Below are 13,207 nucleotides of genomic sequence, written 5' to 3'. Positions count from 1 at the left end.
GTCCACGATGAGCCGTCTGCACACCACCGGAGCCGTCCTGCGCAGCCGCGCGCCGGCACGCCCGTACGATGTGACCCGCCCGCTCGTGCTCGAGCGCCTCACGCTGGCCGCACCCGAGCCCGGCGAGGTGCTGGTGCGCGTCACGGCGGCGGGGTTGTGCCATTCCGACCTGTCGGTGATCGACGGCACCCGCGCGCGCCCGCTCCCCATGCTGCTGGGGCACGAGGCGGTGGGCGAGGTGCTCGAGCTGGGCAGCGCCGTCCGCGATCTCGCGGTGGGCGACCAGGTGGTCTGCACCTTCGTGCCCTCATGTGGCAGCTGCCTGTCCTGCGCCGTGGGGCGGCCGGCGCTGTGCGAGCAGGCCGCTGCCGCCAATGGCGCGGGCGAACTGCCCGAAGGTGGAAGCCGCTTGCGCGACGGCAACGGCGCACCCGTTCATCATCATCTCGGTGTCTCGGCGTTCAGCGAGTATGCCGTGGTCTCGCGACGGTCGCTGGTGCGCATCGACCACGCCGTCTCGCCGCAGATCGCCGCCCTCTTCGGCTGCGCCGTGATGACCGGGGTGGGCGCCATCGCCAATACCGCTGCGCTGCGTCTCGGCGAGACCGTGCTGGTGACGGGACTGGGCGGAATCGGTTTCGCCGCCGTGCTTGGCGCGCTGGCCGGCGGGGCCAGCACCGTGATCGCTGCCGATGTGAGCGAGGGCAAGCTGGCGCTCGCCCGCACGCTCGGTGCGCAGCACACGGTCAACGTCGCCAATCCGCAGGCAGTCGAGCATGTCCGTGACCTGACCCACGGCGGCGTGGACATTGGGCTCGAGGCGGCAGGCGCCGTGGCGGCGCTCGAGTTCACGTACCGGTGCACCCGACGTGGCGGGCGTACGGTCACCGCCGGGTTGCCCCACCCGGAGCAGCAGCTGGGGTTGGCCCCGGTGCAGCTGGTGGCCGAGGAGCGCACCCTGCGGGGAAGCTATCTGGGCGGCTGTGTCCCGCTGCGCGACATTCCGGCGTACATCCGCCTGTACCAGCGTGGCCGGCTTCCGGTGGATCGGCTGCTCACGCACGAGATGCCACTCGCGGACATCAATACCGGCTTCGAGCGCCTCGCGGCGGGTGAAGCCATACGACAGGTCGTGCGTTGCTGACGCCGGCGGGAGAGTGAAGATGACCGTGGCCCTGTGGCGCGAGCAGGCGTATGTGAACGGCGCGTGGATCGACGCCGCCACGTCGCGCACCTTTGGCGTGCACAATCCGTCCAGCGGCGAGCAGATCGCGCGGGTGGTTGATGCGGGGACGGCGGAGACCGAGCAGGCCATTGCCGCGGCGCACGCGGCTTGGCCCGCGTGGCGCGACCGCACCGCCAAGGAGCGCGCCGCGGTGTTGCGCCGGTGGCACGATCTCATGCTGGCGCATCAGGACGAGCTGGCCACGCTCATGTCCAGGGAGAGCGGTAAGGTCATTACGGAAAGCCGTGGCGAGGTGGCGTACGGCGCGGCGTTCGTGGAGTGGTTTGCCGAAGAGGGGAAGCGCGCCTACGGTGATGTGTTGCCGTCGTCGGCTCGCGATCGCCGTCTCGTGGTCATCAAGCAGGGCATCGGGGTCTCCGCCGCCATCACGCCGTGGAACTTCCCGTTGGCCATGATCACGCGCAAAGTGGCGCCGGCGCTGGCCGCGGGGTGTCCGGTGGTCATCAAGCCCGCGGCGGAAACACCGCTCACGGCGCTCGCGCTGGCGGCCCTGGCCGAGGCCGCGGGTTTTCCCGCCGGGGTGTACAACACGGTGCCCACGACCGAAAGCGACGCGGTGGGCAAGGTGCTGTGCGCGCATCCCCTGGTGCGGAAGCTGTCGTTCACCGGGTCCACCGCGGTAGGCCGGCAACTCATGGCACAGTGTGCGCCCACGCTCAAGAAGCTCTCACTCGAGCTGGGAGGAAACGCGCCGTTCATCGTGTTCGATGATGCCGACGTGGAGGCGGCGGTGCGTGGGGCCCTGCTCTCCAAGTACCGGCACAACGGGCAAACCTGCGTGTGCGTAAACCGCATTCTCGTGCAGCGTGGCGTGTACGATCAGTTCGTCGCCCGTTTCAGTGAGGCGGTCGCCGGGCTGCGCAGCGGTGATGTTTTCGATCCGGCGGTGCAGGTGGGGCCGCTCATCAGTGATCGTGCGGTTGCCAAGGTCAGCGCGTTCGTGGCCGATGCCATTGCGCACGGGGCACGGGTGGTGTGCGGCGGGCGCGTTCGCGGCGGGCGCTTCTTCGAGCCCACGGTGCTTGCCGATGCCACCCCCGCCATGCGCATCGCGCGCGAGGAGGTGTTCGGTCCCGTCGCGCCCATCTTTGCCTTCGATACGGAGGCCGATGCGGTGGCGATGGCCAACGACACGGCGTACGGACTCGCTGCCTACTTCTACAGCCGGGATGTGGGGCGTTGCTGGCGCGTGGCCGAAGCGCTGGAGTACGGCATGGTGGGCATCAACGAAGGGCTCATTTCCACCGAGCTTGCCCCGTTCGGCGGCGTGAAGGAATCGGGCATGGGACGCGAAGGATCGAAGTACGGGCTCGATGCCTACCTCGAGATCAAGTACCTCTGCTTTGGCGGCATCTGAATGACGGTCCGCTTCGATGCGAGTACGCGGCGGCTGTCGCTCGACCCGCGCAGTTCGGCGTTCTACAGCAATCCCTATGCGGCCTACGCGGAGATCCTCGCGCAGACACCGGTGGCCTTCTGGGAAGAGCTGGGGATGTGGTGCTTCTTCGGCTACGAGGAGGTGAACCGGCTGCTGCGTGATCGCCGCTTCGGCCGGGAGATCCTGCACGTGACCACGCGCGAAGCGCTCGGCTGGCCACCGCCCGCCGCTCACACGCGCGATTTCGACGCCATCGACGCCCACAGTCTGCTCGAGCGTGAGCCGCCGGCCCATACGCGACTGCGCGCCCTGGTGAGTCGCGCGTTCGTATCGCGGCGCGTGGAGTCGCTGCGCCCCATCATCGAAGGCATGGCGCACGAACTGGTGGACGGTTTCCCCGACGACCCGTTCGACCTCATCGCCCACTACGCCACCCCCATTCCGGTCCGCATCATTGCGCGCATGCTGGGGGTGCCCGAGTCCATGGCGCCGCAGCTGCTCAGCTGGTCGCACGACATGGTGGCGATGTACGGCGTGGGACGAAGCCACGCGGTCGAGGTGCAGGCCAACACGGCGGCGGCCGATTTCGCGGCCTTCGTGCGCGAGCTGGTCGCGGCGCGCCGTCACGCTCCGGGCGACGATCTGCTGTCGGTCCTCATTGCGGCCGAGGAAGACGGCGCGCGTCTGTCGGAGGCGGAGCTGGTGAGCACGGTGGTGCTGCTGCTCAACGCCGGGCACGAGGCCACGGTGCACGCGCTGGGGAACGCGGTGCGGGTCCTGCTCGAGCACGCGCCGCAACTCGTGGGCGCCATACGGGACGACGCGCTGGTGGCCCGCGTAGTGGAGGAGTCCCTGCGCTTCGCGCCGCCGCTGCATCTCTTCAAGCGCTTTGTGCTGCACGACACGCAGGAAAGCGAGATCACGTTGCGGCGCGGTGAGCAGATCGCGCTGGTGCTGGGCGCGACGGGGCGCGATCCGCGTCTCCAGGCGCACCCCAACGCGTATCGGCCCGGGCAGGCGGAGGCACGGCATACCAGCTTTGGCGCCGGCAACCATTTCTGTGTGGGCGCCCCGCTGGCGCGACTGGAACTGCAGTGCGCGTTGCAGGTGCTGTTTACCCGGTGCCCATCGCTGCGGCTGGTGGAGACACCGGTGGTGAAGGACAGTTGGCACTTTCACGGTCATGAGGCGCTCGTGGTGCGCAAATGAGACACAGCTCCCTTCGAATCCTGCTCACGGGCGGCCTCCTCATGCTGGCCGCGTGCGGCCGCGAGGTGCCACCCCCCTTCGTGCCGCCGCTGCTGACCCTCGTGGAGGCACCGGAGCTGCGCATTGTCAGCCCGGTTGGCAGCGACTGCAATCGCCCCTCGTTCTGGATTGGTGACCGCTTCTACCAGATCGTGAGCAACCAGCATGCGTGGCGCAGCAACGGCGCGGCCGACGCCGCCGGCGCGCAGCAGTTCACCCTCTCCCGCTTCGCCGACGACGATCCGGCGTTCGCGTGGGACGAGGCGAAACGCTGGTACGTGCACGACATCAACAGCGAGGTGGCACCCACGCGCACGCCCATGCGCTGGATCGAATCGGTGTACCGGCGCCCGGGCGATGGCGTGCTCTTCGGTCTCTATCACATGGAGGAGGGGCCGTACGTGCGCTGTGGTGCCCCCTTCGAACGGCCCTACCTCTCGGTGCCGCACATCGGCCTGGCCCGTTCCACCGACGACGGACAGAGCTGGAGCAATCTGGGGCTCATCCTCAGCGACGGCACGTTCCCCATCTCCTGCGATCTGCCCATCCGCTTCTTCGCCGGTGGCGTGGGCGACCCGAGCATGGCGGTGGGCCCGGACAGCGCGCACCTGTACATCGTCTTCACCGACTACTCGGGAGCCGACCCCCGCACGCAGGGAATCCAGCTGGCGCGTCTGGCCATGGAGCATCTGGATGCGCCGCTGGCCCCCGACGGGACCAGCCGGGCGTTCCGCTGGTTCAACGGCGGGTGGACCGGTCCTGGCCTGCAGGGAACGAGTGGCGAACGGGTGGGGCAGCAGTGGCCGTCGGGGCCGATCGGGCTGGCCACGCCGCTGCTGCCACCCACACGCTCCTGGCAGGACCCCGAGGGAGGCGGCTTCTGGGGGCCGTCGCTGTCGTGGAACACGCATCTGGGCGCCTTCGTGCTGCTGCTCAACAACGTGTCGGGGGCGCGCGCCTTCGACGCCGAGGGGAACTACATCACGTACATCCCCGACATCACTTCGCCGACGCCAACCCCGCGCGTGCCGCAGCGGTTGCAGGATCTCCCCGGTGCGCCGGCAGCCGGCTGGTATGTGCAGGGGCTTGGTGATCCCGCCATGCGCGGCACCAGCGCACTCACGGGGCAGGATGCGCGCCTGTTCGTGGGCGATCGGTCGACGCGGGTGCTGCACTTTGCGCCGAAGCGGTGAGGCGGGCGCGATAAGCCACACGCACAGTGGACGCCCCAAAACGCGCGTGACCCGACCCGTCGACTCTTGACGATACTCCCCGCGCGGCGCAAGCTCTGCCGCAGGACCTGCAGACCCTTCCTCGCCCGGAGAGGTACCGATGCCGCTGTCGCAGACCTCCTTGACGACGTGGTCGGTCTCAGCCGAACGCTGGAGTACGCTGGGCACGATTGCGGCCGAACATCGGCTGGTGCGCGTGCTGCTGCTGGTGCTCGGCCTGCTGGGTCCACTGAACCTGCCGTTTTCCGTCCCGCCGCTTGGCCGGGACGCAAGCCCGGGGTGGTTCGCCACCTCCGCCATGCCGAGTGCACACGCGTCGGAACTGGCGGCGGGGGCGAGTACGTCCCTGCGCATCACGCGTGTGTCCCGCCGCGCCCGCCAGGCCGGCGTGCTTCCTGGCGACGTGCTCGTGGCCGTCAATGGTGTGCCCGTCACGCTGGCCACACTCGCCGAACACCGAGCGCGCGCCGTCGGCAAGCTCGTCGCGCTCGATCTCCAGCGGCGCGGCGACAGCGTGCGCGTGCAGGTGCAGGTGGATGCCGCCACGATTGGTTACCGGGTCTATACGACGTATGTGCTCCTGCTTACCTGCCTCAGCTGGTTGGTCGGCATGGCGCTCATTGCTTCGCGAGGCTCCACCGCCTTTGGGTTGCTGACGGGGGCGGCGCTCCTCCTGATCCCGCCGATAGCATTCTCGAACGGCGTGCCCGGTACTGGGCTTCTGCTGACGTCCGTCCGCTGGTTGTGGCACATGGAGGCATCCGCCTTTCGCCTGTTTGTGCCTGCGCTGCTCCTGCACGCCTTGGCCATTGCCATACGCCGCCCGACCTGGCGTTCGCCTCGGCTGTGGCTGGGCGTGTACACGCTACTAGGTGCTCTGCTGTTGCTCGTGACGGATCTCGGGCGGGATCCTCTGGCGTGGGCCCGGCCGGGTCTCCTCCGGGAACTCCGCATGCTGGTGGGGTTCCTGCTGGAAACCGTGACGGCGCTCAGCGCCATATACATGCTTCTGCGGCCGGAGGTGTCGCAGGGGGTCACGATACGCATCGTGTATGGCGCCATTGCCGCCGTGATGCTCTCGGCATCGGTCTTTTCCTCCACGACGCTGGTGCTCGGCTCATGGTCGGGGGAAGAGTTCGTCTCGGGGGTCAATTCGGTCGCAACCCTGTTCTTGCCGCTGGCGCTCGCCCTCCATTTCTTTTCGCCCGAGCGCCTCGATGACCGCGTGCGGAACGCGCCTGCCCTTGCGACGTGGAGCTTTGCCATCATCCTGTCGGCCGTGCATGGCCTGGTCATTTTTGCGTCCGTTGCCGTCGTACTGAATGGCTCCGGCCAAGATCTTGGCGGCAATGAATGGTTGCTGTTCTCGACCGTGGTCGCCGCCACCCTGCTCCCGGCCCCAGCGTTCCGATGGCTTCGCGCCACTGTCGACCGGCGGCTGATGTCGCGCTGGGTCCGGGCCGAGTCCAATGCGCAGGAGTTCGTGTACGAACTCAGCCAGGAACTCGATTCCACGCGCATCGCCCGGCGCATCGCCGCGGAGATTCCCGCACTGCTCGATGTCTCGTCGGCCGAGCTGTTCCTGGTCGGCGAACCGGTTCATTCCGCCTCCGCGAGCGGGGCCATCGGCGCCGCGACCGACGTTCGCTTCGTTTCCGCCACCGAACTCGAAGCAATGCGTGCGGCCGACACCCAGGAGGGCGTCACGGTGTTCCCGGTCTGGGGGTTGGACGGCGTGCCGATCGCCGTTCTGCGCATTGGCGCCCGAACGGACGGCCGCCCCATCGATCTTCCGGCACGAGTGCTCATTACCACCATTCGTCAGGGGGTAGGCGCTGCCCTGGCGGCTGCCAAGGCGCATATCGATTTGCGTCGCGCGGGGCAGGAGCTCGCGACGGCTGAACGCATCGCCGCCGTCGGTTCGCTTTCAGGTGGCCTCGCGCACGAAATCAAGAATCCGCTGGCGGGTCTCAAGATGGGCGTGTACGTGCTGCGTCGGGACGGTGTCGATCCCGTGAAGCTGCAGCGGCTCGAACGTGACGTGGGTCGCATCGATGACCTCGTCTCCGGCCTACTGCGTTTCACCAGTGACCGGGCCGATCAGGCGGACGAGGTCCGACTTGTCGATCTGCGCCTGGTGGCCGCGGCATGTGTCCGTGACCTGCGGATCGGTGCCGAGGACCGCGGCATCGAGATCGTGGAGGAGTACCCCAACGACGTCGTGCTCCAGCGGGGATCGCTCCTGCAGTTCCGCTTGATCCTCACCAATCTTGTGTCCAACGCCGTTGAGAGCATCGGGGGGGCTGGCCGCGTGGTACTGACCCTTCGCGATACGTATGATCGCATAACGCTGACCGTGGGTGATACGGGAGCAGGCATTCCGCCGGACATTGTGCCGCGCGTGTTCGACCTGCATTTCACCACGAAGCAGAGCGGCACAGGCATTGGCCTGGCGCTCGTGCGCCGCGAGGTGGAACGGCTCGGTGGATACATCGAGGTTGTCGAGACATCCACCCGCGGAACGATGATGTGCGTTTCACTGCCTCGCTGTCCGGAGGCGCTGGTCTACGAGGAAACGGTTCCCCATGACGAAGCCGCTGTTCCTGATCATCGATGATGAGCGCAACTTCAGTGAATTCCTGAGGGAGGCGCTCGAAGGGGAAGGGTACGAGGTGGCGCTGGCTGGCACGGCCCGGGCGGGCCTGGAGCTGGCGCGGAAATCCCTCCCTCGTGTCGTGCTGCTCGACCAGAACCTCCCGGATCAGCAGGGGTTGGCGCTGTTGCCCGAGCTCCAGCGTCTGGCGTCCGTTCCGGTCGTGATCGTGATTACGGCGCATGCGGAGGTCGGCTATGCCGTGAGTGCGCTCAAGGCTGGCGCATTTCATTATCTGCCGAAGCCGTTCGCTTTCGATGATCTGCTGGCCGTGCTGGCGCAGGCCGCGATCACGAACGACCTGCAGGCGTCGACCCCGAGCAGTGCGGCCATGCAGTCGATCATCGGCACATCGACTGCTGTGCACGAACTCCGGCGCCAGCTGGCGCGCATTGCGGCCAGCCCCGTTCCCGCGGTCCTGCTCCAGGGCGAATCCGGCACGGGCAAGGAGTTGGCCGCGCGGGCCATCCACGATGCCAGTGCGCGTCGGAGCGCGCCCTTCGTGGCGGTCAACTGCGCGGCACTTTCCGAAACGTTGCTCATGAGCGAGCTGTTCGGGCACGAGCGCGGGTCGTTCACGGACGCCCGCCAGCAAAAGAAGGGCGTCTTCGAGCTTGCCCACGGCGGGACGCTACTCCTCGACGAGGTGAGCGAGATGGGCGTGCGTGCGCAGGCGGCGCTGCTGCGCGCGCTGGAGCAGCGCTGCTTCACGCGCGTGGGCGGGCAAAGTGAGATCAAGGTCGATGTGCGGGTCATCGCCGCTTCCAATCGCGACATGCAGCAATTGGTCTCCACGGGGCTATTCCGCATCGACCTGTATCATCGCCTGAACGTGGTGCGCGTGGTGCTACCGTCGCTCCGTGAGCGTGCGGGGGACATCTCGTCAATCGGGGAGCATCTCTCGCGTTCCATTGCGCTGCATTACGGCGAAGCGGTTCGTCCGGTCACCCCCGCTGCCGTCGCTGCCCTCGAGAGCTACGACTGGCCGGGAAACATCCGGGAGCTTCGCAATGTGATCGAGCGCGCCTACGTCATCGGCGGTGGTCCGCAGGTGGAGCTGCAGGACTTGCCGGACGAAGTGCGCCGTGCGTGCGCTGTCATCACGACCGGCGATGTGCCCCTACGCAGCGCGGAGCCGGGGCGCTTTCAGGACGCCAAGCGCGAGGTTGTGGAGCACTTCGAACGCGGCTACCTGCTCGAGGCACTGCGGAATGCTGGCGGGAACGTGACGATTGCCGCCGAGCGCGCCGGGGTACTCCGTCAGGTCTTCCAGCGCATGTTGCTGCGGCATGGCATTACCTCCACGGATTTCCGCGACTCCGCAGTCACGCGCGCGCGTCACTCACAGTGACCTCGCACCACTGCATCCAAAAAGGTGCGGTGACTGGCGCACATAAGGTGCGATCCGCGCCGATACATGATGGGTAGCGCCGGAGGCCAGCCAGCCCGCCGGGCACCATCAACTCTCGGCGGATCAACGGCTTGAGCGGCTGACACGCAGGAGGCGTGAGCGGCGGACGGGACTGGCACGTCATGTGCCATGGAGGCTTGTGCACGCTTCTGCCAACCGCCATCCCCGCGAGGTTCCCCGTGCGACTCCTGCGCGCGTTCGCTGCAACCCTGTGCCTGACGGTCTGGCAGGCCAGGCCCACGCTCGGTGCGCAGGAACCGGGGCGCGCCGCCGCGACACGTACGCCGTTGACGGCGGATCAGATCCTCTCGGTCACCTCCATGATCGGCGGTCGCGACGCGCCGGTGTGGCACCCCGACGGAACGCGACTGGCGTTCCTCGGCAGCATGGGCGGGCCGATCGGCCTCTGGGAGGTGGATCGCGACGGGGGGCTGCCACGTCAGCTCATCCCCGACCTGTCGCTCACCGGCGTCGGGTCGACGGCCTCGCAGAATCCGCGCTGGTCACCCGCGGGTGACGCCGTGGCGTACGTCTCGAGCAAGGGTGGGGCACCGGAGATCTGGCTCTGGTCGGCACAGAGCCGTCGGGACCTCCCGCTGACGTCGCTCGGCGGTCGGATCAACTCGATGAACTGGTCGCCGGATGGACGCCGAATTGCGTTCGCTGCGGATCGCTATGGTAGCGAGGACATCTACGTCGTGGAGATCACATCGGGTGCCGTCACGCGCCTGACGAGTCATCCTGGGTACGAGGTGTTTCCCACCTGGACGCCCGACGGACGCTTCGTGCTGTTCGATCGTCTGGACGATCGCTGGCTCGATCACGACGTCATGGCCGTGCCGGTGGATGGTTCCTCGGCACCCCGGGTGGTCGTTCGCGACACGGGCTTCTTCGACTATCGGGGCGGAGTGGCGTTCGGATACGCCGAGGTGGCTCCGGACGGCAAGCGGGTCCTGTTTCGGTCGCAGCGCAGTGGTTGGCTGAACTACTGGACGGTTCCGCTGGCGGGAGGCACGCCGACGCCGATTGCCCCCGAGCAGGCCGAGCAGAGCGACGCGGCCTGGTCTCCCGATGGGCGCCAGATCGCCTTCGTGTCCAACAGAAACGGCACGCTGCACTTGTTCGTGGTGGGCAGCGACGGCGGCCCTTCGCGCGCATTGGTGTCGCCCAAGGATGGAGTGGTGTCGAAGCCCGTGTGGTCGCCCGACGGCGCCCGCATCAGTTACACGATGGGAACCACGACCGCAGCGGCCGATCTCTACATCGTCGATGTGGCATCGGGGCGGAGCACCCAAGTCACCCAGTCGATGCCGGCAGCGATTCCTCAAGGCGCGCTGATCACGCCGCGCAAGATCACGTATCCGAGCAGCGACGGATTCACCATCAGCGCGTACCTCTACGAACCGCGCGGGGTGCGTCCAGGCGAGCGCGTCCCCGCAATCGTGTGGGTGCATGGTGGACCCACGTCGCAGTTCATGGACACGTTCCAGGCGCAGGTGCAGTTCTTCGCACAACGCGGGTACGCCGTTCTTCTTCCCAATATCCGGGGAAGTTCGGGATACGGACGGGCTTTCGAGGATGCCAACAACGGCTGCTGGGGGCACTGTGACTTGAAGGATATCGCGGCGGGCGCCGAGTATCTCAAGTCGCTGCCGTATGTGAACGGCGCCAAGCTTGGCATTCATGGCGTCAGCTACGGTGGATGCATGACCATGTCGGCCATCGTGAACGCGCCGGGCCTGTTCCAGGCGGCGATTCCGGAGTCCGGCTATGGCGACTGGGTGAAGTTCCATGAGTGGAACGACGAGCTGCAGCACACCAAGCTGCTGGCATACGAGTTTGGCGCGTTTCCCGACAGCGCCGCGGTGTACCGACGCAACTCGCCCATCTACAACGTGAAGCGGGTGACCACGCCCGCGTTCCTCGTACACGGTGAGGGGGCACGTACGCCTTGGCGGCCAGGGCAGGCCAGCGTGCCAGCCTCACTGGACTTCGCGCGTGCACTCGACGCGGAGTACAAGATCTTCCGCTACAAGGCGTACGCCGGAGAGACGTACTACGTCACGTCTCGGGCCAATGTGCGAGAGAAGCTGGGCGACATGCTCGGCTTCTTCGATCAGTTCCTCAAGGACCGCGTCTCTGACGCGCCATCGGCGTCTTCACGCTCACGGGAGTGACAGGAATGCACACCATCAGTACAGCTGACCTGGCACGGCGGCGGCCAGTGCAGACGCCGCGCCGAGTCGTGCTGGGGGTGCTTGCGGCCCTCATGACGGTGACGAGCGTGACGCCGGAGGTGGTAAAGGCCCAGGTCCAAGGGCGCTTCGCCGTGCGCTTCCCCGCGTCACTCAACGCGTCCCCCATTACGGGTCGTCTGTTCGTGGCGCTCTATCAGCGAAACGACGTCGAGCCTCGCATCGCGGCCTATCAGTCTGCACGTACGCGTATCGGCCGTGTTCCGTTCTTCGCCGTCGATGTGGAACAGCAAGCGCCAGGTACGTGGGCCATGCTGAACGAGAATGCCGCGGGATACCCGTACGGGAGCATCCGCGACATTCCGCCCGGCGAGTATTACGCACAGGCGGTCCTCAACGTCTACACGCGGTTTGCGCGTGCCGACGGACACACCATTTGGGCGCATCAGGATCAGTGGGAAGGACAGCGGTGGGCCTTCTCCCCGGGGAACCTCATCAGCACACCGGTGAAGGTGCGCGTGGATCCGGCGCGCGGTTTCCTCATCCGCCTCGACCTCGACCGGAAGATCCCCCCGATCGAAGTCGAACCGGACACCCGCTGGGTGAAGCGCATCAAGTTCGAGAGCCCGCTACTCACCAAGTGGTGGGGGCATCCGCAGTACCTCGGCGCCACCGTGCTGCTTCCGCGGGACTACGACCAACACCCGGAGACGCGCTACCCCGTGGTGTTCGTGCAGGACCACTTCACCCTGGCCGCACCGTTCAACTTCACGACCGCGGACACCCCGGCGACTCCGGGGCTCAATCTGGCCGCGCCCGGGATGTGGTCTGCCGCGGATATTGGAAGGCCGGTCGGCGGCGCCGGCAAGCGGGAGTCCGGGTTCGAGTTCTACACGCAGTGGATCCGCGACGACATGCCGCGAATGATCGTCGTCAAGTTTCAGCACCCGACGCCCTTCTTCGACGATTCGTACGCTGTCAACTCGGCCAACAATGGGCCGTACGGTGACGCCATCCTGAAGGAGCTGATCCCTGAGCTGGAGAAGCGCTTTCGCATGATCGCGCAGCCCTACGCCCGGGTGCTCACCGGCGGTTCGACCGGCGGATGGGAATCGCTGGCTCTGCAGGTGTACCACCCCGACTTTTTCGGCGGGACGTGGACCATGTATCCCGACCCCGTCGATTTCCGGCGCTATCAGCTGGTGGACATTTATCGCGACACGAGTGCCTTCCTCGTGCCGAACGCCGCGCCAGGCGCCCCCGAGCGCATGATGCAGATGAGCCCCGAGGGACAGCCTGTGGCCACCATGCGGCAAATCTCCCAGATGGAACTCGCGTCGGGAACGCGTGGCCGCTCTGCCGCGCAGATCGACATCTGGAACGCCACCTACGGCCCGGTGGGGTCGGATGGGTACCCGCGCCAGCTCTGGGACCTGCGCACCGGCAAGATCGATCACGAGGTGGCCAACTACATGCGGGAGCACGGATACGACCTGCGCCACTACCTGGAGACCAACTGGTCGCGCATCGGGCCATCACTCGTGGGGAAGCTGCACCTGCTCACGGGTGACATGGACGATTTCTATCTGGGACCTGCGGTCTACCTCCTGGAAGACTTTCTGGAATCCACCAAGACCCCGTACTACGGCGGGAGCTTCCGCTACGGTCGTCCCATGAAGGGCCATGGCTGGCAACCCATGACCAACGCCGACCTGCTGCGCGAGATGGCCGCCCACATCGCCCGCAACGCACCGGCTGGGGCGCCGGTGCAAAGCTGGCGCGATCCACGCCCCACCCCCTGAGCGAACGCCCATGCTGCCGCCCTCGTGCGCGGCACGACGACC

Annotated in this window: 8 protein-coding genes; all 8 read left to right on the top strand. The window is 67.2% G+C overall.

Annotated features, from left to right (window positions below; all coding sequences use genetic code 11):
* Window positions 1-7 precede the first annotated feature (7 nt).
* The 8 genes from O9271_RS00460 (at window position 8) to O9271_RS00425 (ending at window position 13,165) form a co-directional block, all read left to right on the top strand.
* Window positions 8-1,144 (top strand): zinc-dependent alcohol dehydrogenase family protein, encoded by a 1,137-nt coding sequence (locus O9271_RS00460; protein ID WP_298265100.1) that lies wholly within the window; start codon window positions 8-10, stop codon window positions 1,142-1,144.
* 19 nt (window positions 1,145-1,163) lie between these two features.
* Entirely contained in the window at window positions 1,164-2,603 is a 1,440-nt protein-coding gene (locus O9271_RS00455) for an NAD-dependent succinate-semialdehyde dehydrogenase (RefSeq protein ID WP_298265098.1), read from the top strand.
* On the top strand, window positions 2,604-3,833 hold the full coding sequence (locus tag O9271_RS00450) for a cytochrome P450 (RefSeq protein WP_298265096.1): 1,230 nt from the start codon (window positions 2,604-2,606) through the stop codon (window positions 3,831-3,833).
* Window positions 3,830-5,065, top strand: coding sequence for a hypothetical protein (locus O9271_RS00445; RefSeq protein ID WP_298265094.1), 1,236 nt, complete (start codon window positions 3,830-3,832; stop codon window positions 5,063-5,065). Before O9271_RS00450 ends, O9271_RS00445 begins: the two co-directional genes overlap by 4 nt.
* Window positions 5,066-5,204: 139 nt before the next feature.
* On the top strand, window positions 5,205-7,721 hold the full coding sequence (locus O9271_RS00440; RefSeq protein ID WP_298265092.1) for an ATP-binding protein: 2,517 nt from the start codon (window positions 5,205-5,207) through the stop codon (window positions 7,719-7,721).
* On the top strand, window positions 7,690-9,108 hold the full coding sequence (locus O9271_RS00435; protein ID WP_298265090.1) for a sigma-54 dependent transcriptional regulator: 1,419 nt from the start codon (window positions 7,690-7,692) through the stop codon (window positions 9,106-9,108). Before O9271_RS00440 ends, O9271_RS00435 begins: the two co-directional genes overlap by 32 nt.
* Window positions 9,109-9,347: 239 nt before the next feature.
* Window positions 9,348-11,345, top strand: coding sequence for a S9 family peptidase (locus O9271_RS00430; RefSeq protein ID WP_298265088.1), 1,998 nt, complete (start codon window positions 9,348-9,350; stop codon window positions 11,343-11,345).
* 5 nt (window positions 11,346-11,350) lie between these two features.
* A complete protein-coding gene (locus tag O9271_RS00425) occupies window positions 11,351-13,165 on the top strand; it encodes an alpha/beta hydrolase-fold protein (protein ID WP_298265086.1) in 1,815 nt (604 codons plus the stop codon).
* The last annotated feature ends 42 nt before the right edge of the window (window positions 13,166-13,207 follow it).

The sequence above is a fragment of the Gemmatimonas sp. genome (genome assembly GCF_027531815.1).
Lineage (GTDB): Bacteria > Gemmatimonadota > Gemmatimonadetes > Gemmatimonadales > Gemmatimonadaceae > Gemmatimonas.
The sequence above is the reverse complement of the archived record's forward strand: the minus strand, read 5'-3'. Positions and strand labels throughout refer to the sequence as shown.